We start from the raw sequence: 21,446 nt of genomic DNA on the forward strand, positions 1-21,446 counted from the left end.
CCTCCACCCCGCGCCTTTGGCGCGCGGTCCCCCTCCCCGAGCGAAGCTCGGGGAGGATCAGGTGGTTCACGGCCGCCATTCAAGAAACCTTTCCAGCAGCGCGATGCCGTAGCGCTGGCTCTTTTCCGGGTGGAACTGCACGCCCAGCACATTGTCGCGGCCGATCGCGGCGGTGACTGGCCCGCCATGATCGGTGGTTGCCACCACCTCGTCGCCGTCGAACGCGAAGCTGTGCAGGAAATAGGCTTCGCCCGGCTGAATCAGCGCGTGCGGCGCGACCGGCGCGACGTCGTTCCAGCCCATATGCGGCACGCGAAGCTCGGGCGACGGCGTGAGCGGGCGCACGCGCCCGCGCACCCAGCCAAGTCCGCGATGATTGCCAAACTCCTCGCCGATGTCGGCCATCAGCTGCATGCCGACGCATACGCCCAAAAAGGGCGCGCCGCCTGAGACGACACGCGCCTGCAGCGCGTCGATCATGCCGGGCAGCGCCGCCAGCCCGTCCATGCACGCCCGGAACGCACCAACGCCGGGCAGGACGATGCGATCGGCCGCCAGCACGGCATCGGGATCGGCGGTGACCGCAACGTCGCGCGCACCCGCCGCGATCAGGGCGTTGTGGACCGAATGGAGATTGCCCGCGCCGTAATCGATCAGCGCGACGCTCACAGCGTACCTTTGGTCGACGGGATCGCGTCGGCCTTGCGTGCGTCGATCTCGACCGCCTGGCGCAGCGCGCGGGCCAGCCCCTTGAAGGCGCTTTCGGCAATGTGATGGTTGTTCTGGCCGTACAGTGTCTCGACATGCAGCGTCACGCCCGCGCTTTGCGCGAAGCTGTGGAAGAAATGCTCGAACATCTCGGTGTCCATCTCGCCCAGCCGCTTCTGGGTGAACTCGGTCTTGAACACGAGCCAGGGTCGCCCGGAAATGTCGATCGCGACGCGGGTCAGCGTCTCGTCCATCGGCGACAGCGCGTCGCCATAGCGGCGGATGCCCTTCTTGTCGCCCAGCGCCTGCGCGACCGCCGCGCCGATCGCCAGCGCGGTATCCTCGACCGTGTGATGCTGGTCGATATGAAGGTCGCCGACCGTCTTGACCTTGAGGTCGATGAGCGAATGCCGGGAAAGCTGTTCGAGCATATGGTCGAAAAAGCCGATCCCGGTGGAAATTTCATAACTGCCCGACCCGTCGAGATCGACGGTCACGTCGATCTGGGTTTCCTGGGTCGATCGGTTGAGGGTGGCGGTGCGCATGAGGTCCACATAGCGTGCGTTCGCGCCGGTGCAATCTTGACCCACACGCTGGGACGGGTAGCTAGACGCAATGTCATCCAACGTACCCGACAGCCTGATTCCCTATGACGAGATCGTCCAGGAGGCATTGCGCGCGGTCGTCGGGCGCGTGCTGGGCTCGGTCGCCGAACAGGGCGGGCTGCCCGGTCAGCACCATTTCTACATCACCTTCAAGACCGGCGCGCCGGGCGTCGACATCCCCCAGCGGCTGACCGAGCGTTTCCCCGACGAAATGACGATCGTGCTCCAGAATCGCTTCTGGGATCTCAAGGTCGACGACGGGCGCTTTTCGGTCGGGCTCAGCTTCAACCAGGTTCCGTCGACGCTGACGATTCCGTTTTCGGCGGTGACCGGGTTCCATGATCCCGCGGTCAATTTCGAGCTGCGCTTTCACGTGTCTGACGGTCCCGAGGGCCCCGGCCCGCACGAGGAAGCGGAAAATGACGGCCCCGCGGTCAAGCCCGCCGACGACGGGTCGAACGTCGTCGCGGTGGATTTCAAGCGCAAGAAATAGGCCGGCGCGCGGCACGGCGTGCCGCCGACCCGCGCATTAGGCCTTGTGCGTTGCAACAGACGCGGGCAGCATGGTCACTCGATCCAAATCCGGCCGGCGGGAGAGCGGATGGCAGCGCGCGCAGCGTTCGACGAAATCTGGGGGACCAGCGGCCCGAACGCGCCGCGGTCCGAGCTTTCCGAACTCGCCGCATGGATGCACGAAACACCGCCCGGCGAGCTTGAACGGCGGCTGGCGGCCGCGGAGACGATGTTCCGCCAGCTTGGCATCACCTTCGCCGTTTATGGCGATCGCGACGCATCCGAACGCATCATCCCGTTCGACATGATTCCGCGCGTCTTTCTGGCGGACGAATGGGCGCGGCTGTCGGATGGGCTGGTTCAGCGGGTCGAGGCGATCAACGCCTTCCTCGACGACATCTATGGCGCGCGGCGCATCCTGGCCGAAGGCGTGCTGCCGCCCGAGCTGATCTTCTGCAACGCCCAGTTTCGACCCGAAGTGGTCGGCATCCGCCCGCCGCGCGGCATCTGGGCGCATATCTGCGGCATCGACCTGGTGCGCACCGGCCCCGACCAGTTCTTCGTGCTGGAGGACAATGCGCGCACCCCCTCGGGCGTCTCCTACATGCTGGAAAATCGCGAGGCGATGATCCGGCTGTGCCCGGAGCTGTTCCGCAGTTTCCGGGTCGCGGCGGTCGACAGCTATCCCGACCGGCTGCTGGAAACCATGCGTTCGGTCGCGCCGCCGGGATGCAGGGGGGAACCGGCCTGCGTCGTGCTGACGCCGGGCCATTTCAACTCTGCCTATTACGAGCACAGCTTCCTGGCCGATTCGATGGGCGTCCCGCTGGTCGAGGCCGCCGACCTGATCGTCGACGACGACCGCGTGTTCATGCAGACGATCGCCGGGCCCGTGCAGGTCGACGTTATCTATCGCCGCATCGACGACGACTTTCTCGATCCACTGGTCTTCCGTCCCGATTCGATGCTGGGCGTGCCCGGCATCATGGCGGCCTATCGCGCGGGCAACGTCACGCTGCTCAACGCGCCGGGCAACGGCATCGCGGACGACAAGGCGATCTACAGCTACATGCCCGACATCGTGCGCTTTTATTCGGGGGGCGAGGCCAAGCTGCCCAATGTCGAAACCTGGCGCTGCCGCGAACCCGACGCGCTCAAATATGTGCTCGACCATCTCGACGAAGTGGTGGTCAAGCTGGTCGACGGGTCGGGCGGCTACGGCATGCTGGTCGGCCCCACCGCCAGCAAGGCGGAGATCGAGACGTTCCGCGCCGCGCTGATCGCCGAGCCGCAACGCTACATCGCCCAACCAACACTGGCGCTGTCGACCGTGCCGACCTTTACCGATCAGGGCATCGCGCCGCGTCATGTCGACTTCCGTCCGTTCGTGCTGACCGGCAGCGGCGGGGTTCAGGTCGTGCCCGGCGGACTGACCCGCGTCGCGCTGAAACCGGGTTCGCTGGTGGTCAATTCCAGCCAGGGCGGCGGGACCAAGGACAGCTTCGTGCTGCTGCCCGATCGCGCGCCCGCCGACGCGGTCCAGGCGCAGTTCCAGTTCCAGCAGGGGGGCGGGGCGTGACCGTGCGGCGTGCGCCATGCTGATGCTGTCGCGCGCCGCGGCCTCGCTCTACTGGCTGGGGCGCTATGTCGAGCGCGCCGACTTCATCGCCCGGCTGGTCGAGGCGACAATCCGGCTCGACGCGCTGTCCGCCCGGCCCGCGGGCGAGGCGGCGTGGCAGAGCGCGCTGACCGTCACCTATTGCGAGGAATCGTTCGCCGCGACCGATCACACGCTGACGCCCCAGAATGTCGCCCGCTTCCTGACGCTGGACGCCAGCCACCCCGGGTCGATCATCCGATGCCTGGAGGCCGCGCGCAACAACGCCCGCGCGGTGCGCACCGCGCTGACCCGCGACGCGTGGACCGCGATCAACCGCGCCTGGCTGATCTTTCACAACCGCTCCAGCCCCGGCGGATCGGCCGCGACGCTCAATCTGGTCGAGGCGGTCAAGGCGGAGACGCGCGGGTTCGACGGTGCGGTGACGCGGATGATGCGCAACGAGGCGACGTGGTTCATCCGCCTTGGCGCAGCGATCGAGCGCGCCGACAACACCGCGCGGCTGATCGACGTCAAATACCACCTGCTCCTGCCCGCGGGCGAGCCGGTCGGCGGCGTGATCGATCGTGACCAGTGGACGACGATCCTGCAGACGGTGTCGGCGGTGACCGCCTATCGCTGGGTCTATACCGAGGGGCTGAGGCCCGAACTGGTCATCGACCTGCTGCTCACCCGGCGCGAGCTGCCGCGGTCGCTGGCGGCAAGCGCGGAGGAGGCGCTGGAGATGCTGAGCCTGCTCGCCAAGGAAACCGGGCTTCAGGGCGAGGCGGGGCGCATGGCGCGCGCGCGGATGAACCGGATGCAGAAGACGCGCGGGTCCGAGGTGATCCTGAGCGGCCTTCACGAGTATCTCGAAAACTTCATCCGCGAAAACGACCTGATCGGCGACGCGATCGCGCGGCAGTTCCGGTTTCCCTGATGCGCCTGTCGCTCGCCCACCACAGCGTCCGCCGCTTCGACCAGCCGCAGAACCGGCTGATCCAGCTGCTGCGGCTGATGCCGGGCGATACCGACCACCAATCGGTCGTGGCCTGGCATCTGGACGTCAGCTGCGATGCGCGCCTGCGTCACGGTATCGACGGTTTCGGCAATCAGGTGACGATGCTCTATGCGACCGGGCCGGTCGACGCGGTCGAGCTGACCGTCACCGGCGACGTGCTGACGACGCCGTTCTCGGGCGCGGTGACCGGATCGGCCGAGCCGCTGCCGCCGATCTTCTATCTGCGCACGACGGAGGCGACGCGCTGCACCGCGCGGCTGGGCGAACTTGCCCGCGATCTGGCGGGCGAAGGCGACCCGCTCGATCGTGCGCACCGCCTGAGCGCTGCGATCCATGCCGGATTCACCTTCGCGGCGGTCGACGGGCGCGCCCACGCGCGTCCCGCCAGCGAAACGGTCGAAGGCATGAGCGGAAGCACGCGGGAGGCGGCGCAACTCTTCATCGCCGCAGCGATCTGCTTGGGCCTGCCCGCGCGCTTCGTGTCGGGCTATCGCGCGATCGGCGATGGCGGCGCGACGCTGTACCCCCATGCCTGGGCGGAGGCGCATGTCGCCGGTATCGGCTGGATCGGCTTCGACCCGGAAGCCGGCGAGTCACCCGCCGAGACGCATGTTCGCGGCGCGATTGGCCTCGATGCCCATGGCGCGGCCTTCATCGCGGAGGCGCGCAGCGGCGATCATGGCACCGCCAGCGATGTGGAGCTTACCGAAGGCGACATGGACGGCCAGGGCTGAACGACTGCGGCGATGCCGCGCGTGGCTCAGGCCGGCTGGTGGGCGCGCGGCTGCACGGCGGGATCGACCGGATCGTTGAGCGCCATCCAGCCCATCGGGCCCAGCGTCTCGAGCGGACGGAAGCGCGCCTTGTACGCCATGCGCTGCGACCCCTTCACCCAATAGCCCAGATACACATAGGGCAGGCCGGCCGCACGGGCACGCAGGATGTGGTCGAGGATGATGTAATTGCCCAGCCCCTGGCGCCGTTCGTCGTCGGCCAGGAAGAAGCTGTAGATCATCGACAGCCCGTCGCCCTGCTGGTCGGTGATGCACGCGCCGACCAGCCGGCCCGGCGTGCCGCCCACGGACGGCTCGCGATATTCGATGACGAAGCTGCGGACCGGGCTCTGTTCGACCATGTCGGCATAGTCATGCTCGTCCATCTGGGTCATGCCGCCGCCGGGGTGGCGCGCCGACAGATAACGGCGCAGCAGCTCGAACTGCTCGCCGGTCGCCCATGGGCGGCAGGCGGTGACTTCCAGGTCGCCGTGACGCTTGAGCAGCTTGCGCTGGGTGGCATTGGGCTTGAACTGGCCGGTGACGACGCGGACCGAGACACAGGCGGAACAGCCCGCACAGGACGGACGATAGGCGACCGACTGGCTGCGGCGGAAGCCGATCCGGCCGAGCGCGTCGTTCAGTTCGCCGGCGTGCGGTCCGTTCAGCTCGGTGAAGACCTTTCGCTCCTGCCGACCCGGCAGATAGGGGCAGGGCGTCGGGCTGGTCACGAAAAACCGAGGAAATCTGAACGGTGCGCTCACCCGTCAACCCTTCTGCTCAACCCCGGACGATGCCGGGCCTGCTACGCGTCGAAAGCGAATATGCGGTGAACAAAGCTTCGTGAAAAGCGTGTTTACCAATAATGATGGTTAACGCGCCCGCCGCACCCGTCCACGCGGTACCGGGGCCGAGGTCGACGCCTTCGGTTTCGCGATATTGCGCCTTATCACCCGGTAAGCAGTTTTCGTAAGCTGCGGTTACCGACGATTGCGGCTATGTATCCGTGCAGCTGCACCCCGGGGGGTCAGCATCGCAAGCCCGTGTCGAATCACGCTTTTTGTGAGGGGGTCATATGCCGATGTCGGTTTCCGGGGGCGCGCGTCGCGCCGCATTTCGCCTGCGCTTGTCCTTCGCGCCCGTCCTCCTCGCGTGCCTGGTGGCCGGCTGCTTCGAGGAGGGCGATCCGGGCGTCGTCACGACCGTCGTCGAGACACCCCAGGGCACACGTCAGGTCAGCTTCCGGACCGATGGCGAGACGACGCCCGACGATTATGCAGCAGCACTGGCGATGTGGCGCAAGGTGCGGGAGAAGGACAGCTGCGTCGCGTGTCACGGTGCCGACTTCTTCGACCTCGCCCGGATCGGGACGAGCGATTCCGAGATCGTCCGCCGCGCGATGATCGACGGCGCCAGCGAAGTCGAGGCGCAGGCGCTGGTACGCGGCGTCAAGTTCGTGCGCACCCAGTTCAGTCTGCCCGCCGAGAACCCCCGCACATTCCGCCTGCTCCAGCCCGGGGGTGCGGTGCTGCCGGGCGCGACCAGTGCCGAACGCGACCTCGCGCTCGCCGGCGAGCTGGCCCGCTTCATGCCGGTGACGACCGGTGCCGCGCCGGTCCGCACGCTGGCCGACGCCCATCGCGCCCGCGACGAATTCCTGGCGATCGACTTCGACAAGCTCCGGGTCGGTGTGCCGTTCCCGCTGTGGTCCGCCGACATCGCGCATGGCCCCGGCGAAGGCACGATGGACGACTGGATTTCAGACGTGCCGCGCATCGCCATCCCCGCGCGCGCGGCCGAATGGGAGGCGCTTCAGAACGCGTATCTCGCCGACCCGAGCGACTTCAATTTCTGGAAACTCTATTTCGGCGTCGAGATGCTGACTCAGCCCTTTGCGGGGCTCAATCCTTACGATCCGGCCGATCGTTGGCGCGTCGAGCGGATCAGCGCGCTCAAATACCGCAACGCGCTGATCGGCCAGCACCTGATGCGCAGCCAGGCGATGGGACGCACGACGTTCATGCGCGGCCAGATTGCCTTTGCCTATCTCGCCAAGGAGGCACCATTCCGCGCGGCCTTTGCCGGCAAGCGCGCCACGCTGCCGGACAGCGGCAACGGCCGTCTGCCCGAGATGCTGCCCAACACCATCTGGGAACTGGGCGACACCGCGCGCTTCGGCTTCGACCCGTCGGAGGCGAGCCGGGGGCTACCGGGCAATGTCGGCGGCAAGGATGCGATGCGCGACCGGTTGCGCCTGCTCGGCTTTCCCCAGTTCGTCATCGACAGCGTCCGTCCCGATGCGACCTTGCGCGACGAAACCGATGCGATGCAGCTCAGCTGGTTCATGCTCGGCCTGCGTTTCGATCCGGCGCTGCAGCGCGTCAACGGTTCAAATTCGACCAAGGTCGGCGAGTATCTGCTGAGCCAGCTGACCTTGAACGACTATTTCCTGCATCGCACCTTCCAGACCGGCCTCAGGCTCGTCACCCGCAGCTACCATCCCGATGCCGACCCCAAGGGGGCGACGCAGCCGTTCAACCTCAAGTTCAACTACTTCACCGCGTATAACCGCCACGTGCCGACCCGCTGGAACCGCAAGGACAATCAGGCGCTGTCGGCGACGGTGCGCGACGCGCAGCTCGCCGAATACAAGCGGATCACCGCCAACTTCTTCCGCATGAGCCTGTTGCTGCATGAGGAAGCGCTCGATCGCGGCCAGATCAAACCCTATGGCGTGTCGAACCAGGATGGCGATTATCAGGTGCTGAAGCAGTTCTTCGACTATGCCGGCCAGCCCGGCTATGCCGAGGACATCGCGCTGATCCGCCGCGTCGCCGCGAAATCAGGGACGCCGCTGAACTTCTGAGCCCGGTCAGGCCAGCTCGACCTGGCTGACCTCGTAATTGGCCAGCCTGAGCGCGTCGATCAGCCGGTCGAGATGCGCACGGTCGCGCGTCTCGCATTCGATGTCGGTGATCAGGCCCTTGGCCGGCAGCGTGGTGAACACCCGCTGGTGATAGACCTCGATGATGTTGACGCCCTGCTCGTGAAAGGTCCGCGCAACCTGATAGAGCGCGCCCGGCCTGTCCTGCAGCCGCACGCGCAGCCGGGCGAGCCGGCCCGACCGCGCCAGGTCGCGCAGCAGGACGTTGGCGAGGAGGCGCGTGTCGATGTTGCCGCCGCACAGCACGATGCCGACCGTCCGCCCGGCAAAGCGGCCGGGGCGGGCGAGCAGCGCGGCGAGCCCGGCGGCACCCGCGCCCTCGACGACCGTCTTCTCGATCTGGACGAGCAGGCTGACCGCTTCCTCCAGATGGCGTTCGCCGACCAGCAGCACGTCGTCGACCAGCGCCTCGACCATCCGCGCGGTCAGCGTGCCCGGTTCCTTGACCGCGATGCCCTCGGCCAGCGTATCGCCCGCGCAGGGCAGGGTGGTGCCGTTCAGGCGGTTGTACATCGACGGGAACAGCTCGGCCTCCACGCCGACCACCTCGATCGGCCGGCCCGCGGCGCGCGCGACGGTCGCCATGCCCGAAATCAGCCCGCCGCCGCCGATCGGCACGACCAGCGTGTCGATGTCGGGCGCGTCCTCCAGCATTTCGATCGCGACGGTGCCCTGGCCCGCAATCACCCGCGCATCGTCAAAGGGGTGGACGAAGGTATAGCCGCGCTCGGCCTCCAGCTTGCGGCTGTGCGCATAGGCGGCGTCGAACGTCTCGCCCTCCAGCACGATCGTCGCGCCATGGCCCTCGGTCTGGGTCACCTTCACCGTCGGCGTCGGCTTGGGCATGACGATCGTCGCCGGAATGCCCAGCCGGCTGGCGTGATAGGCCAGGCCCTGGGCATGATTGCCCGCCGACGCGGCGATCACGCCCTTGGCGCGCTGCGTCTCGGTGAGCTGGAGCAGCGTGTTGAGCGCGCCGCGTTCCTTATAGGCGGCGGTGAACTGAAGGTTTTCGAACTTCAGATAGACGGTGGCGCCCGTCAGCTCCGACAGTGTGCGCGAAATCAGCGTCGGGGTCCGCACGATCGCGTCGACGATTCGCGCATGCGCGGTGCGGACATCGTCGATCGATACGGGCAGCGGCGCGGCGGCTGCGGCGGACGTGGGTTGGGTAGCCATAGACCATGGCACCTAACCCATCTGGCGCGGGCACGGAACACCGCTTATGCGGGCAGCCTATGGCAAAAATCGCATTTATCGGCGTGGGCGTGATGGGCGGGCCGATGGCCGGGCACCTGGCGGCCGCCGGGCACGAGGTGACCGTCTATAACCGCACCCGTGCGCGTGCCGAGGTGTGGGTGACCCGGCATGGCGGCGCGGTCGCCGCCACCCCGGCGCAAGCGGCGATGGACCGGGACGCGGTCATCACCTGCGTCGGCAACGACGACGATCTGGCGGCAGTGACGCTCGGGTCGGACGGCGCGTTCGATGCGATGCGCGCGGGCGCGGTGTTAATCGATCATACCACGGTGTCCGCCGACATCGCCCGGCGACTGGCGGCGGAGGCCGAAGCGCGCGGACTGCACGCGGTCGATGCGCCCGTTTCGGGGGGGCAGGCAGGCGCGGAAAATGGCAAGCTGTCGATCATGTGCGGCGGCACGGCGGCGGCGATGGCCGCGGCGGAGCCGGTCATGTCGGCTTATGCCGCGCGCATCGTCCATGTCGGCGCGGCGGGCGCGGGCCAGACGACGAAGATGGTCAACCAGATCGCGATCGCCGGCGTGCTTCAGGGCCTGGCCGAAGCACTGCGCTTTGCCCAGAAATCGGGCCTCGACCTCGACCGCGTGTTTGAAGCGGTCTCGGGCGGCGCGGCGCAGAGCTGGCAGATGGTGAATCGCTGGCAGTCGATGGCTGAGGACCGCTTCGACTTCGGTTTCGCGATCGACTGGATGCGTAAGGACCTGGGCCTCGCCCTCGACGAGGCGCGTCGCAACGGCGCGACATTGCCGATGACCGCAATGGTCGATCAATTCTATGCGGAGGTACAGGCGATGGGCGGCAACCGGCAGGATACGAGCGCGCTGGTGCGCAGGATCGCGAAATGAGGCGCTGGCTGCGCCCCTTCGCCGCGCTGGTCGCGCTGGTCGCCGCGCCCGTGGCGCTGGCCGATGCCTTGGTCGACAATGTCACCGGCGTCGCGCTCGATCCCGAGGGACGGGTGGTCCGCTTTACCGGCATCCTGATCGACCGCGAGGGCAAGGTGACGCGGCTGCTGCGCGAAGGTGAAAAGCGGCCCGCGCGCCCCGACTGGCGCACCGACATGAAGGGGCGCTTCGTCATGCCCGGCATGATCGACGCGCACGGTCATGTCATGGGGCTGGGATTCCAGGCGGGGTCGCTCGACCTGAGCGGCACCGCCAGCCTCGAGGAGGCAAAGGCGAAGATCGTGGCCTATGCCGCGGCCAATCCCAATCGCCCGTGGATCATCGGGCGCGGCTGGAATCAGGAACGCTGGGGGCTGGGCCGCTTTCCGACCGCGGCGGACCTGGACGCTATCGTGCCGGGCCGCCCGGTCTGGCTGGAGCGCGTGGACGGTCATGCCGGCTGGGCAAACAGCGCCGCGATGAAGGCCGCCGGGATCACCCCGCGCACGGCCGCGCCCACCGGCGGGAGAATCGAAAAGGACGCGAAGGGCCAGCCGACCGGCATCTTCGTCGACGCGGCGTCGCAGCTGATCGACGACAAGGTGCCGGCCCCCACCCCGCGCGAGCGCAACCAGGCGTTCCTGGATGCCCAGCGCATCCTGCTGTCCAACGGCATCACCGCCACTGCCGACATGGGCACCAGCGTCGACGACTGGCTGACCTATCGACGTATGGGCGACCAGGGTCTGCTGCGCGTGCGCATCATGGCCTATTCCGCTGGCATCGAGCCCGCGCTCCGCGTCGGCGGCAACGGCCCGACGCCGTGGCTTTACGCCGACAGGCTGCGCATGGGCGGGATCAAGCTCTATGTCGACGGCGCGCTCGGCTCGCGCGGCGCGCTGCTCAAGGCACCTTATGCCGACGCGCCGGGACAGCAGGGGCTGGCGATCACCAGCGATACCCAGCTGCGCAACCTGATGAGCCGGGGCACGATGGATGGGTTCCAGATCGCGATCCACGCGATCGGCGACCGCGCCAATGCCGGGGTGCTCGACGCGATCGAGGAACTGGCCGGGTCCTATCCCGGCGACCGGCGCTGGCGGATCGAGCATGCCCAGATCGTCGACCCGGCGGACCTCCCGCGGTTCGGTCGCCACGGCACGATCGCGTCGATGCAACCGGTGCATCAGACCAGCGATCGCACGATGGCGGAGGCGCGACTGGGCGAGGGGCGGCTGGGCGGTGCCTATGCGTGGAAATCGATGCTCGGGGTCGGATCGCGCCTCGCCTTCGGCTCCGACTATCCGGTCGAACATCCCAACCCGTTCGTCGGCTGGGCGGCCGCTTTCACCCGCCAGGACGAGAAGGGCGAGCCGATCGGCGGCTGGCGCGCGGAGGAAGCGGTGACGCGCGAGCAGGCGTGGCGCGCCTTTTCGATCGACGCGGCCTATGCGGGCTTTGCCGAAACGCGCTTCGGCACGCTGGCGCCGGGGCTGCGCGCCGACTTCATCGTCGTCGATCGCGATCCGGTGACCGCCGACGCGGCGGCGTTGCGCCAGCTCCAGGTGCTCGAAACCTGGGTCGGTGGCGAACAGGTTTGGAAGCGCGGCGATCCGGTCATGGACTCGGCCGGGGCGGCTGCGCGCTGATCCGCCCTACGGCGCGTCCAGCGCCGTTCGGCACACGTCGTCAAGCCCGATGCTGGTCAACAGCGCCAGCCCCTCGATCGTCACGAGCAGCTTCGCGCCCTCGATCGCGCGGGCCTCGGGCGTCGGGGAGTCGAGCTGCGCCGTTCCCCATTCCAGGAAGCCGCGCCCGATCTGTTCGCCGACCGCGCGGAACACCGGGTCGCCCAGCGCCGACAGGCTCGCAAGTTCGAGCCACAGCCGCATGTACGGCCACGCCTGCGGGTTGAGCAGCGACGTGCTCAGTTCCCTGACCAGGATGGCATAGGGCCGTGGTTCGGGTGCGCGCTGCGCCTCCATCATCGCCACCAGCCGCGCGGCGATCACCTCCAGCGTCGCGCCGACCAGTTCGGTCTTGTCGCGGAAATAATAGAGCAGCATCCGGTCGCTCGTGCCGACCGCGCGGGCCATTGCGCGCAGGCTCGATCCGGACAGGCCCGCCGCCAGCATGTGGTCCGCCAGCTTCTCCAGGATCTCGGCGCGACGAAGGTCGGGCTTGGTCGCGGATTGAGTCGATGCATGCGCCATAATTCAGGTTTGCATCATCCGCAGAGATTTGAAAGATTTATGTCCAGCGCGCGGATCGATGGCGGGGCGTCGCCATTTGACCGATCGTGGCGGCGGGCTAAGAGGGGCGGCATGACCCCTTCGTCCTGCGCGCACGCGGCGCTTCGCCTCATCGCCCTTGCGGCTGTCGGTCTGTCGGTCGGCTGTGACCGCGCCGCGCCCGACGACGTTCCGGCGGATAACGTGTCGGCGAATGTCGCATCGCCGGCACCGCCCACCGCGCCGGACTCCCGGGAGCCGGCGGGCGACCCCGGCACCGCCGCGACGATTCCCACGCCTTATCTCGGCACATGGGATCGCGATGCGTCGGCCTGCGCCGCACCCTTCAGCGAGATGCGGTTGGTGATCGATTCGGCACGGCTGCGCTTCTACGAAAGCGTGGCGGAGGTTCAGCGCGTGACCCCGGTGGCGGCCGGCGGCGGCATCGACGTCGCGGCAGTTGTCAGCGGCGAGGGGATGACCAACGAAACCACCTATCGCCTCGCGCGCGGGGCGGGCGACGTGCTGACCGTCACGGTTGACGACGTGCGCACGCCGCGCGTGCGCTGCGGCTAGGGCGTCGATCCACTCCCGATTGCGAGCATCCTTTCCATGACCACCGTCTACGGCATCAAGAACTGCGACACGATGAAGAAGGCACGCGCCTGGCTCGATTCCGCCGGCGTCGCCCATGATTTCCACGACTACAAGTCGCGGGGTATCGACGCGGCGAAGCTGCGCGAGTGGACGCGGCAGGCCGGCTGGGAGCGGCTGATCAACCGGTCCGGCACCACCTTTCGCAAGCTGCCCGAGGGCGAGCGGCAGGGGCTGGACGAGGCGCGCGCGATCGCGCTGATGGTCGCGCAACCCTCGATGATCCGCCGCCCGATCGTCGAACATGCCGGGCATCTCGTGATCGGGTTCGATCCGGACCAATATGCGGCGCAATTTGGATGAAACTGCGCTAAACGCCCTCGTTGGAACGAACGATGAGGGGGCTCATATGGTGGGGGACGCGCGGGCGAAGTTGCCGACCTGGTACTGGGCGGCGGCGATTTTGATCACCTTGTGGGGTGCGACGGGCATCCTCGCATTCTACATGGACGTGGCGATGAGCGATGCGGCGCGCGCGGCGCTGCCCGACTACGACCGCCAACTGCTTGCCCAGCGGCCGCGCTGGGTGACCTGGCTTTACGGCCTGGCGACCTGGGGCGGATTTTTCGGCGGGCTGGCGCTGCTCGCGCGGCGGCGGCTCGCGACCTATTTCTTCGCGCTGTCGCTGATCGCGGCGATCGTCCAGTTCGCCTGGGTGTTCGGCGCGACCGATCTGGTCGCGGTCAAGGGCGCGGCGGCGACGGTGCCGTTTCCGATCTTCATCATCGCCGTCGCGGTGGTCCAGCTGTGGCTGGCGCGCACGGCGGCCGGGCGGGGCTGGCTGCGCTGAGCGCGGTCACGGCCGGGGTGGCGCTTCCTCGCGCATCGGGCTAACAGCGGGGCACATGTCGACCACCTTCACGCTTGATACCGCGACCAGCCGCGCCAATCCGACGCCGGCGCCGATGAAACGGTTGACCGTACCGGCGATCCGCGCGCGCAAGGCGGACGGCACGACTGCCGAGCCGGTGGTGATGCTGACCGCCTATACGGTGCGGATGGCGCAGCTGCTCGATCCGCACTGCGACATGCTGCTCGTCGGCGACAGCCTGGGCCAGGTGGTCTACGGCCTGCCGTCGACGGTGCCCGTCACGCTGGAGATGATGGCGGCGCACGGTGCCGCGGTGGTGCGCGGCAGCTATCATGCGCTGGTCGTCATCGACATGCCGTTCGGCAGCTACGAAGCCTCCCCCGAACAGGCGTTTGCCAGCGCATCGCGGCTGATGAAGGAAACGGGCGCCGCGGCAGTGAAGCTGGAGGGCGGCGTCGCGATGGCGCCGACGGTGCGCTTCCTGTCGGAACGGGGCGTGCCGGTCATGGGTCATGTCGGCTTGACGCCCCAGGCGGTCAACCTGCTCGGCGGCTATGGCGCGCGCGGGCGCAGCCAGGCCGAAGCCGACAAGATCGTCGGCGACGCACGCGCCATCGCCGATGCCGGCGCCTTCGCTATGGTCATAGAGGGTGTGATGGAGCCGATCGCGATCGACATCACCCGCGCGGTTGCCTGTCCCACCATCGGCATCGGCGCGTCGGCGCAATGCGACGGCCAGGTGCTGGTGGCAGAGGACATGCTGGGCCTGTTCGAGCGGACCCCTCGCTTCGTCAAACGCTTTGACGACCTCGCCGGCCGCATTTCTGCCGCGGTTGAAACCTATGCCGCCGACGTGCGGGCACGGCGCTTTCCCGGCGCGGAACAAATATACGTCCCCAAGGGCTGAGCCACCTTGTCTTCGCCCGCTTTGCTTTGCGATTTGGCGCGGCTAATGTCCGCCACCTTTTGACCGACCCCACCCGACGGAGCCCGAACTTGGCGTTACCCCCTGAGACCAGCGACGCATTCCTCCGCGAGGTGGATGAGGAGCTGCGCCGTGACCAGATGATCGGCCTGTGGCGGCGCTGGGGCATCGCCATCGTCGGCATCGTCCTGGTCGCGCTCGCCGCGTTCGGCGGCTGGCTTTACTGGCAGCACCGCCAGGCCGAAGCTGCCGGCGCGGAGGGTGAGCGTTTCAGCCGTGCACTGGAGGCGCTGGGCGCGGAGAAACCGGCCGAAGCGCAGCCGATCCTCGCCGAGCTCGCCAAGTCGGATCGGCCGGGTTATCGCGCGTCGGCGCTATTCACCGAAGCCGACATCCTGCTGACCAAGGACGACCTGAAGGGTGCGGCCGCCAAGTTCGCTCAGGTCGCCAAGGACGAAGGCGTTGCCAAGCCCTTTCGCGACCTGGCGTTAATCCGCCAGACATCGGCCGAATACGATATGCTGGCGCCCCAGGCGGTGATCGATCGGCTGCGCGGCCTGGCGGTAAAGGACAGCCCGTGGTTCGGGACTGCGGGCGAAATGGTCGCCGTCGCCTATCTGCGGCTCAACCAGCCGGGACCGGCGGGCAAGCTGTTCGGCCAGATCGCGCAGACCGAGCGCGTGCCGGCGACGATCCGCCAGCGCGCGGTGCAGATGGCGGGCGTGCTGGGCGTCGATGCGATTGATCAGACGCCGGCGGCGTCCAAGGCCGCAGCGGCGCAAGGTGAGGAAAAGAATACCCAATGAAGTCAACCGTACGGGCCACCACGGCGATCGTCCTGCTCGCGGCGCTCAGCGCGTGCGGCGTCTTCAAGGGCGGGCCGAAACGCACCCCGGTGGTCGGCCAGCGCGTGCCGATCCTGGTCACCGAAAACGAAATCAAGGCCGATCCGACGATCGCGTCGATCCAGGTCATTCCCCCCGTCCCGGTCGCCAACCCGACCTGGACGCAGCCGGGCGGCAATGCGGCGAAATCGATGGGTCATCTGGGGCTCGGCGATCCGATCGCGCCGGCCTGGTCGGTGCGGATTCCCGGCGGCACCACGCGCGTGCGGCTGGCTGCGTCGCCGGTGGTGGCGGATGGTCGCATCTACCTGATCGACAGCAACGCAACGGTCCATGCGCTGTCGGCGGACAATGGCGCCACGCTGTGGAAGCGGGCGACCGCGGGCGACGAAAATCGTGGCGCACGCTTTGGCGGCGGGGTCAGCATTGAGGGGAACCGCGTGTTCGCCGCCAACGGGCTGGGCGATGTCGTCGCGCTCAATGCCGACGACGGCGCGGAATTGTGGCGCGCGAAGCCCGGCGGGCCGCTGCGCGGTTCGCCGACGCTGGCGAGCGGCAACCTCTATGTGCTGAGCCAGGACAACCAGCTCTTCGCGCTGTCTCAGGCCGACGGGTCGGTCCTGTGGTCGCAATCCGGGTCGATCGAGCCGCAGGGCGTGTTCGGGGTGGCGGCGCCCGCCTATGCGCAGGGCACCGTCGTCGCGGGCTATTCGTCCGGCGAGCTCAACGCCTATCGTTATGAAAACGGCCGTTCAGTGTGGGCCGACACGCTGTCGCGCACGAGCATCACGACGTCGGTTTCGGCGCTGGCCGATATCGATGCCGAACCCGTGATCGATCAGGGCCGCGTCTATGCCGTCGGCGAGGGCGGGCGGATGGTCGCGGTCGAGGTGGTGAGCGGCCAGCGCTTGTGGGAGCAGAATCTGGGCGGGGTGGCGACCCCGTGGCTGGCCGGCGAATGGCTGTTCGTGGTGACGGACGACGCCCGGCTGGTCTGCATCGCGCGCGCCAGCGGCAAGATCCGCTGGATCAGCCAGCTGCCGCGCTACCGCAAGGAAAAGAGCAAGAAGGGGCCGATCACCTGGCGTGGTCCGGTGCTCGCGGGCGGCCGATTGCTGCTGGTCAATTCCCAAGGCGACATCGTGTCCGCCGCGGTAACGGACGGCAGCATCACCACGACGATGAAGCGCGCAGTCGGGCCGACCACCCTGTCGCCGGTGGTCGCCAACAACATGCTCCTCATCCTCGATGACAGCGGTCGGTTGACCGCGTTCCGCTGAGCGGGGCGGGGGCGCGCGCCATGCCGATGAGCTTACCCGTGGTCGCCATCATCGGCAGGCCCAATGTCGGCAAGTCGACGCTGTTCAACCGTCTGGTCGGCAAGCGGCTGGCGCTGGTCGACGATCAGCCCGGCGTCACGCGCGACCGGCGCGAGGGCGAAGCCAATCTGCTCGGCCTCGAATTCCTGGTGATGGATACCGCCGGTTACGAGGACGAGGACGCCGCCACGCTGCCCGGCCGCATGCGCGCCCAGACCGAGGCGGCGGTCCGCGACGCCGATGTCGCCCTGTTCATGGTCGATGCACGGGCGGGGGTGACGCCGCTCGATGCCGAAATCGCACGCTGGTTGCGCACCGCCGATACCCCGATCGTGCTGGTCGCCAACAAGGCCGAAGGGCGCGCCGGGGAACCGGGCATCTACGAAGCGATGGCGCTCGGGCTCGGCGATCCCATCCCGTTGTCGGCCGAACATGGCGAGGGCGTCGTCGACCTGTTCGAGGCGCTGCGCCCCTATGTCGAGCTTCCCGAGGATGTCGATGCCGCGCCGGTCGACCCGGAGTCGCCCGATGCCCCGCTCAAGCTCGCGATCGTCGGCCGGCCCAATGCGGGCAAGTCGACGCTGATCAACAAGCTGCTCGGCCAGGACCGGCTGATCACCGGGCCGGAGGCGGGGATCACCCGCGATTCGATCGCGGTCGACTGGCAATGGTCCGATGGCGACGGTCAGCCGCGCGCGGTGCGGCTGATCGATACCGCCGGGATGCGCAAGCGCGCCAAGGTGCAGGAGAAGCTGGAGAAGCTGTCGGTCGCCGACGCGCTGCGCGCGATCGACTTCGCCGAGGTCGTCGTCCTGCTGCTCGATGCGACCAAGGGACTCGAGGTCCAGGACCTCAAGATCGCCGACCGCGCCCTGCAGGAGGGCCGCGCGCTCATCATCGCGCTCAACAAATGGGATGTCGCAGAAAACCCCTCCAGCCTGTTCAACGGCGTCAAGGGCGCGCTGGATGAGGGGTTGGCACAGGTAAAGGGCGTGCCGCTGCTGACCGTTTCGGGCGCGACGGGCAAGGGGCTCGACACGCTGATCCGCGTCGGCTTCGAAACGCGCGAGGCGTGGTCGCGCCGCGTGTCGACCGGGGCGCTCAACCGCTGGTTCGAGCGTGCGATTGAAGCCAATCCGCCGCCCGCGCCTGGCGGCAAACGGATCAAACCGCGCTACATCACCCAGAACAACACGCGCCCGCCGAGCTTCGTACTGTTCGGCACGCGCGTTGACCTGTTGCCCGAAAGCTATCGCCGCTACCTGATCAACGGCATCCGGCGCGAGTTCGATTTCGGTGCGGTGCCGGTGCGCCTCAACCTGCGCGCGTCCAAGAATCCGTTCGACCACGGATGACGCGGATCGACGCGCGGGGCCTGCGTTGTCCGTGGCCGGCGATCCGGCTCGCGCGCGCGCTCCGCGACGGTGCCGCGCTGCCCATTCACCTGATCGCCGACGATCCCGCCGCCGCTGCCGAGGTCGCAGCAGCGGCGGCGCATGCGGGGTTGCACCTCGAACATCCTGACGACCATGTGTTTATCCTGACGCAAGGGCGCTGACATCAACATCCTGTTTACCGGTTTCCGATAAGCCCGGGACGGGGTGCCAGACGGCGTTTTGGAGATCGTTATGAACGGGTCGGAGGGGGCTGCGCTGGTCGACTGGACCGCGTTTGCACAAGCGCGGACCGAGCTGGGTGCCAGCTTCGTGCGCATCCTCGGCTATTTTCGTGAAGACGGCGTCAAGTCGGTGGCGGCGATCGAGCACGCGATGCGCAACCAGAACGCCACCGCGATGGTCATTCCCGCGCACACCCTGAAGGGCGAATCGCGTCAGTTCGGCGCGGAGCCGCTGTCGGAGCTTGCGGAGACGATCGAGATGATCGCGCGCGCCTGCGTCGAGCGCCAGGACGCGCCGACCGAGGCGCTGCAATATGTCGTCCAGCTGCGCCCGTTGTTTGAAAAGACGCTGAACATGCTGGAGGCGGAAGCCAATCCGCTGGTCGCGCGCCGTCCGCAATTCGGGCGCCGCGCCGCGTTGTAAGCGCGCGGGTATCGTCGCGACCCGTTCATCCCGAAACGCCCGAGCCGCATCGTCGGTGGAAATCTCCGGGTTACCCCTGGGCTCGACCCGGGGTCCCGCAATTTCTTGCGTCGGATCAGGCAGCGAGACCCCGGATCAAGCCCGGGGTGACGGCGGGAAAATGGTCGTGCGCGGCGACGACGGTCAGTCGTCCTCCTTTTCGGGCCTGGAGTTGAGCTGGATATAGTTTTCCAGCCCCATCCGTTCGATCATCTCGAACTGACGTTCGAGCGTGTCGACATGCTCCTCTTCGCTGTCCAGGATCCTGCGGAACAGGTCGCGGCTGACATAGTCGCGAACCGCCTCGCTATGCGCGATCGCGTCGCGCAGCGTGACGAGCGCATCGTGCTCGAGCGCCAGATCGGCTTTGAGCACCTCCTCGACCGTCTCGCCGATGCGCAGCCGGCCGAGCAGCTGGAAATTGGGCAGGCCGTCGAGGAACAGGATGCGTTCCGATACCCAGTCGGCATGCTTCATCTCGTCGATTGATTCGTGCCGCTCGAATTCGGCCAGGCGGCGGACGCCCCAGTGATCGAGCAGGCGGTAGTGCAACCAATATTGGTTGATCGCCGTCAGCTCGTTCTTGAGCACCTGATTGAGATATTCGATGACGCCTTCGTCGCCCTTCATGGAACCGGTCCTCGATCGTTTCGACGGTGAGTCTACGCTCGCAGGCGGCTGGGGAACAGGCTAAAAATCGCAGATTTGCGGCACTTTCGCGCAAATGCGAGTGTCAAGCAGTCGCGCGTTCGGCCTCGATGATGCTGCGCGCGAACGGGACGCATTGGCCGCATTTCGCCTGGCGCCCGAGCGCACGATAGGCCTGCGCCGCGCTCATCGCGCCGCCGCGTACCGCATCGCGCAGCTCGCGTTCCCGAATTGCATTGCAGACGCAGACGACCATGGCGCTCTCTTGCTTCGACCGAGCATATGTAGAGCTAATGAGACTGGCTCGCAACGTCTATTGCATCGCGTTCGCAAAAATCTGGTCAGGCCGGGCTGGGGCGCTGCATCGGCTGAAGCTGGAGCCGCGTGAGCGACCGCCACATCCATTCGAGCGGTCCGTACTGGAAGCGATCGAGCCACGGCTTGGACCAGGCCAGCATCAGCGCCCACATCCCCAGCATGGGCAGGTAGAGCGTCGCCCGGCTCAGTTCGCCGTACAGCCCGAATCCATAGCCGTAGAACAGCGTCGTCATCAGGATTGATGTCATCAGATAGTTGGTGAACGCCATCCGCCCGGTCGCCGCGATCCGTTCGACCCACGCGCCGCCGTTGCGGGTGGCCAGGATGATCAGCGCCGCCCAGCCGACGATCATCAACGGCCGCACCGGCGTCGCCAACGCCATCACGCCCAGCGTCACGCTCAGGATCGAGAAATTCGCCGCGACCATCATCGCGGCGATCGCGGCATAGGCGGGGATGCCGATCCCGAAACCGATGGCCAGCCACTTGCGATAGCGTGCCAGCGGCCACGCGCCGGTCAGCATGCCCGATCGCAGCGCGGCCATGCCGAACAACATATAGGCGAGCGTCTCCCACCCGACAAACAGCACGGTGTTGATCGGCGTGCCGACATGCTTGGCGACCCGCTTGGCAAGAATGTCGGCATAGGTGCCGCGATAATTGGCCAGGTCGGCTGCGATATAGTCGGCGGGAGGCACGCCGAACCCCTTCTCGAACCCCGCCAGCGCCTTCGCCATTTCGGCCGGCGCGCCCGGCTGCTGCGCGGCGAAGATGAAGGCGGGAAGCGACCCCGTCACCAGCATCTCGACCACGATCAACCCGATACCGATCGCGATCATCCGGCGGACCGACAGGTTGCGCATCAGATACGCGATCGACCCCATGATCGCATAGTGATGGAGGATGTCGCCCCACCAGATCAGATACAGGTGGGCGAGGCCGAAGACGAACAGCCAGAACATCCGGGCGAAGTGGATCCGCGCCGGGCTTTCGCCCTTTGCGGTCGCCCGATCGATCACCAGCAGCATTGAAGCGCCGAACAGGAACGAGAACAGCCCGCGCATCTTGCCGTCGAACAGCACGAAATTGAACAGATAGGCGACGAGGTCGATGCCGGTCGCGCCGCCATAGGCGCGCGGATTCATATAGGCGGTGTCGACCATCGACATGCCGACGATGTTCATGGTCAGGATGCCCATCACCGCTACCCCGCGGACGATGTCGAGCGTCCCGATTCGATCGGTCGCGTTGCCGTTCATCTTTGCCCCCCTGTATTGCGCCACCGATACACCGATCGCCCGGCAGCGAA

General features: G+C 67.4%; 24 protein-coding genes. 16 read left to right on the top strand and 8 right to left on the bottom strand.

Translation table 11 applies throughout. The features are described from left to right. Positions 1-66: 66 nt before the first annotated feature. Both hisH and hisB read right to left on the bottom strand, forming a co-directional pair. Positions 67-669 (bottom strand): imidazole glycerol phosphate synthase subunit HisH, encoded by a 603-nt coding sequence (gene hisH, locus AX676_RS15410; protein WP_066476589.1) that lies wholly within the window; start codon positions 667-669, stop codon positions 67-69. Then, positions 666-1,253 carry an imidazoleglycerol-phosphate dehydratase HisB gene (gene hisB, locus AX676_RS15415; RefSeq protein ID WP_066476586.1) on the bottom strand — a complete coding sequence of 196 codons (588 nt, stop codon included), beginning with the start codon at positions 1,251-1,253 and terminating at the stop codon, positions 666-668. Before hisB ends, hisH begins: the two co-directional genes overlap by 4 nt. A 70-nt stretch (positions 1,254-1,323) precedes the next feature. Here hisB and AX676_RS15420 point away from each other — a divergent pair, with 70 nt between their 5' ends. The 4 genes from AX676_RS15420 (at position 1,324) to AX676_RS15435 (ending at position 5,178) form a co-directional block, all read left to right on the top strand. Next, the gene (locus AX676_RS15420; RefSeq protein WP_066476583.1) at positions 1,324-1,806 is read left to right on the top strand and encodes an SspB family protein; all 483 of its coding nucleotides are present in this window, start codon (positions 1,324-1,326) and stop codon (positions 1,804-1,806) included. A gap of 108 nt (positions 1,807-1,914) precedes the next feature. Then, positions 1,915-3,405 (top strand): circularly permuted type 2 ATP-grasp protein, encoded by a 1,491-nt coding sequence (locus tag AX676_RS15425; protein WP_066476580.1) that lies wholly within the window; start codon positions 1,915-1,917, stop codon positions 3,403-3,405. Positions 3,406-3,427: 22 nt separating this feature from the next. Then, positions 3,428-4,363 (top strand): alpha-E domain-containing protein, encoded by a 936-nt coding sequence (locus AX676_RS15430; RefSeq protein ID WP_197417088.1) that lies wholly within the window; start codon positions 3,428-3,430, stop codon positions 4,361-4,363. Continuing rightward, complete coding sequence (locus AX676_RS15435; protein WP_066476575.1) at positions 4,363-5,178, top strand: transglutaminase family protein; 816 nt, start codon at positions 4,363-4,365, stop codon at positions 5,176-5,178. The genes AX676_RS15430 and AX676_RS15435 overlap by 1 nt, the downstream gene beginning before the upstream one ends. Before the next feature lie 26 nt (positions 5,179-5,204). Here AX676_RS15435 and AX676_RS15440 read toward each other — a convergent pair whose 3' ends face one another. Further along, positions 5,205-5,981 (bottom strand): arginyltransferase, encoded by a 777-nt coding sequence (locus AX676_RS15440; protein WP_066476573.1) that lies wholly within the window; start codon positions 5,979-5,981, stop codon positions 5,205-5,207. Positions 5,982-6,298: 317 nt separating this feature from the next. Between AX676_RS15440 and AX676_RS15445 the strand changes: the two genes are divergently transcribed. Then, a complete protein-coding gene (locus AX676_RS15445; protein WP_156437619.1) occupies positions 6,299-8,083 on the top strand; it encodes a hypothetical protein in 1,785 nt (594 codons plus the stop codon). A gap of 6 nt (positions 8,084-8,089) precedes the next feature. Here AX676_RS15445 and AX676_RS15450 read toward each other — a convergent pair whose 3' ends face one another. Beyond that, complete coding sequence (locus tag AX676_RS15450) at positions 8,090-9,340, bottom strand: threonine ammonia-lyase (RefSeq protein ID WP_066476567.1); 1,251 nt, start codon at positions 9,338-9,340, stop codon at positions 8,090-8,092. A gap of 59 nt (positions 9,341-9,399) precedes the next feature. Here AX676_RS15450 and AX676_RS15455 point away from each other — a divergent pair, with 59 nt between their 5' ends. Both AX676_RS15455 and AX676_RS15460 read left to right on the top strand, forming a co-directional pair. After that, positions 9,400-10,266, top strand: coding sequence for an NAD(P)-dependent oxidoreductase (locus AX676_RS15455; protein ID WP_066476564.1), 867 nt, complete (start codon positions 9,400-9,402; stop codon positions 10,264-10,266). Beyond that, entirely contained in the window at positions 10,263-11,954 is a 1,692-nt protein-coding gene (locus tag AX676_RS15460; RefSeq protein ID WP_066476562.1) for an amidohydrolase, read from the top strand. The genes AX676_RS15455 and AX676_RS15460 overlap by 4 nt, the downstream gene beginning before the upstream one ends. Before the next feature lie 6 nt (positions 11,955-11,960). Here AX676_RS15460 and AX676_RS15465 read toward each other — a convergent pair whose 3' ends face one another. After that, entirely contained in the window at positions 11,961-12,518 is a 558-nt protein-coding gene (locus AX676_RS15465) for a TetR/AcrR family transcriptional regulator (RefSeq protein WP_066476561.1), read from the bottom strand. A 111-nt stretch (positions 12,519-12,629) separates the two neighbouring features. Between AX676_RS15465 and AX676_RS15470 the strand changes: the two genes are divergently transcribed. The 9 genes from AX676_RS15470 (at position 12,630) to AX676_RS15510 (ending at position 19,132) form a co-directional block, all read left to right on the top strand. Beyond that, a complete protein-coding gene (locus AX676_RS15470) occupies positions 12,630-13,112 on the top strand; it encodes a hypothetical protein (RefSeq protein WP_066476559.1) in 483 nt (160 codons plus the stop codon). A 36-nt stretch (positions 13,113-13,148) separates the two neighbouring features. Next, positions 13,149-13,493, top strand: coding sequence for an ArsC family reductase (locus AX676_RS15475; RefSeq protein ID WP_066476555.1), 345 nt, complete (start codon positions 13,149-13,151; stop codon positions 13,491-13,493). 46 nt (positions 13,494-13,539) lie between these two features. Beyond that, a complete protein-coding gene (locus tag AX676_RS15480) occupies positions 13,540-13,980 on the top strand; it encodes a hypothetical protein (protein ID WP_066476548.1) in 441 nt (146 codons plus the stop codon). 55 nt (positions 13,981-14,035) lie between these two features. Further along, the gene (gene panB, locus AX676_RS15485) at positions 14,036-14,908 is read left to right on the top strand and encodes a 3-methyl-2-oxobutanoate hydroxymethyltransferase (RefSeq protein WP_066476546.1); all 873 of its coding nucleotides are present in this window, start codon (positions 14,036-14,038) and stop codon (positions 14,906-14,908) included. An 89-nt stretch (positions 14,909-14,997) separates the two neighbouring features. After that, positions 14,998-15,732 (top strand): tetratricopeptide repeat protein, encoded by a 735-nt coding sequence (locus AX676_RS15490; RefSeq protein WP_066476545.1) that lies wholly within the window; start codon positions 14,998-15,000, stop codon positions 15,730-15,732. Further along, positions 15,729-17,051 (top strand): outer membrane protein assembly factor BamB family protein, encoded by a 1,323-nt coding sequence (locus AX676_RS15495; RefSeq protein WP_066476544.1) that lies wholly within the window; start codon positions 15,729-15,731, stop codon positions 17,049-17,051. The genes AX676_RS15490 and AX676_RS15495 overlap by 4 nt, the downstream gene beginning before the upstream one ends. A 26-nt stretch (positions 17,052-17,077) precedes the next feature. Continuing rightward, positions 17,078-18,445, top strand: coding sequence for a ribosome biogenesis GTPase Der (gene der, locus AX676_RS15500; RefSeq protein WP_066476627.1), 1,368 nt, complete (start codon positions 17,078-17,080; stop codon positions 18,443-18,445). Next, the gene (locus AX676_RS15505; protein WP_066476536.1) at positions 18,442-18,648 is read left to right on the top strand and encodes a sulfurtransferase TusA family protein; all 207 of its coding nucleotides are present in this window, start codon (positions 18,442-18,444) and stop codon (positions 18,646-18,648) included. The genes der and AX676_RS15505 overlap by 4 nt, the downstream gene beginning before the upstream one ends. Positions 18,649-18,718: 70 nt before the next feature. After that, positions 18,719-19,132 carry an Hpt domain-containing protein gene (locus AX676_RS15510; RefSeq protein WP_066476534.1) on the top strand — a complete coding sequence of 138 codons (414 nt, stop codon included), beginning with the start codon at positions 18,719-18,721 and terminating at the stop codon, positions 19,130-19,132. A gap of 183 nt (positions 19,133-19,315) precedes the next feature. Here AX676_RS15510 and bfr read toward each other — a convergent pair whose 3' ends face one another. The 3 genes from bfr to AX676_RS15525 form a co-directional block, all read right to left on the bottom strand. Next, positions 19,316-19,801: a bacterioferritin gene (bfr, locus tag AX676_RS15515; RefSeq protein ID WP_066476533.1), complete on the bottom strand. Its 486-nt coding sequence runs from the start codon at positions 19,799-19,801 to the stop codon at positions 19,316-19,318. Between the two features lie 103 nt (positions 19,802-19,904). After that, a complete protein-coding gene (locus tag AX676_RS15520) occupies positions 19,905-20,075 on the bottom strand; it encodes a (2Fe-2S)-binding protein (protein ID WP_066476532.1) in 171 nt (56 codons plus the stop codon). Positions 20,076-20,160: 85 nt separating this feature from the next. Further along, complete coding sequence (locus AX676_RS15525) at positions 20,161-21,396, bottom strand: DUF418 domain-containing protein (RefSeq protein WP_066476529.1); 1,236 nt, start codon at positions 21,394-21,396, stop codon at positions 20,161-20,163. Positions 21,397-21,446 lie beyond the last annotated feature (50 nt).

Origin of the sequence: Sphingomonas sp. CCH21-G11, from assembly GCF_001555965.1 — a bacterium.
Taxonomy (GTDB): domain Bacteria; phylum Pseudomonadota; class Alphaproteobacteria; order Sphingomonadales; family Sphingomonadaceae; genus Sphingomonas.

Bases quoted from the DNA above. Each gene is read 5' to 3' on its own strand.
- hisB (WP_066476586.1), bottom strand. From the start codon at position 1,253: ATGCGCACCGCCACCCTCAACCGATCGACCCAGGAAACCCAGATCGAC.
- AX676_RS15420 (WP_066476583.1), top strand. From the start codon at position 1,324: ATGTCATCCAACGTACCCGACAGCCTGATTCCCTATGACGAGATCGTC.
- AX676_RS15425 (WP_066476580.1), top strand. From the start codon at position 1,915: ATGGCAGCGCGCGCAGCGTTCGACGAAATCTGGGGGACCAGCGGCCCG.
- AX676_RS15430 (WP_197417088.1), top strand. From the start codon at position 3,428: ATGCTGTCGCGCGCCGCGGCCTCGCTCTACTGGCTGGGGCGCTATGTC.
- AX676_RS15435 (WP_066476575.1), top strand. From the start codon at position 4,363: ATGCGCCTGTCGCTCGCCCACCACAGCGTCCGCCGCTTCGACCAGCCG.
- AX676_RS15445 (WP_156437619.1), top strand. From the start codon at position 6,299: ATGTCGGTTTCCGGGGGCGCGCGTCGCGCCGCATTTCGCCTGCGCTTG.
- AX676_RS15450 (WP_066476567.1), bottom strand. From the start codon at position 9,340: ATGGCTACCCAACCCACGTCCGCCGCAGCCGCCGCGCCGCTGCCCGTA.
- AX676_RS15455 (WP_066476564.1), top strand. From the start codon at position 9,400: ATGGCAAAAATCGCATTTATCGGCGTGGGCGTGATGGGCGGGCCGATG.
- AX676_RS15460 (WP_066476562.1), top strand. From the start codon at position 10,263: ATGAGGCGCTGGCTGCGCCCCTTCGCCGCGCTGGTCGCGCTGGTCGCC.
- AX676_RS15465 (WP_066476561.1), bottom strand. From the start codon at position 12,518: ATGGCGCATGCATCGACTCAATCCGCGACCAAGCCCGACCTTCGTCGC.
- AX676_RS15470 (WP_066476559.1), top strand. From the start codon at position 12,630: ATGACCCCTTCGTCCTGCGCGCACGCGGCGCTTCGCCTCATCGCCCTT.
- AX676_RS15475 (WP_066476555.1), top strand. From the start codon at position 13,149: ATGACCACCGTCTACGGCATCAAGAACTGCGACACGATGAAGAAGGCA.
- AX676_RS15480 (WP_066476548.1), top strand. From the start codon at position 13,540: ATGGTGGGGGACGCGCGGGCGAAGTTGCCGACCTGGTACTGGGCGGCG.
- panB (WP_066476546.1), top strand. From the start codon at position 14,036: ATGTCGACCACCTTCACGCTTGATACCGCGACCAGCCGCGCCAATCCG.
- AX676_RS15495 (WP_066476544.1), top strand. From the start codon at position 15,729: ATGAAGTCAACCGTACGGGCCACCACGGCGATCGTCCTGCTCGCGGCG.
- der (WP_066476627.1), top strand. From the start codon at position 17,078: ATGAGCTTACCCGTGGTCGCCATCATCGGCAGGCCCAATGTCGGCAAG.
- AX676_RS15505 (WP_066476536.1), top strand. From the start codon at position 18,442: ATGACGCGGATCGACGCGCGGGGCCTGCGTTGTCCGTGGCCGGCGATC.
- AX676_RS15510 (WP_066476534.1), top strand. From the start codon at position 18,719: ATGAACGGGTCGGAGGGGGCTGCGCTGGTCGACTGGACCGCGTTTGCA.
- bfr (WP_066476533.1), bottom strand. From the start codon at position 19,801: ATGAAGGGCGACGAAGGCGTCATCGAATATCTCAATCAGGTGCTCAAG.
- AX676_RS15520 (WP_066476532.1), bottom strand. From the start codon at position 20,075: ATGGTCGTCTGCGTCTGCAATGCAATTCGGGAACGCGAGCTGCGCGAT.
- AX676_RS15525 (WP_066476529.1), bottom strand. From the start codon at position 21,396: ATGAACGGCAACGCGACCGATCGAATCGGGACGCTCGACATCGTCCGC.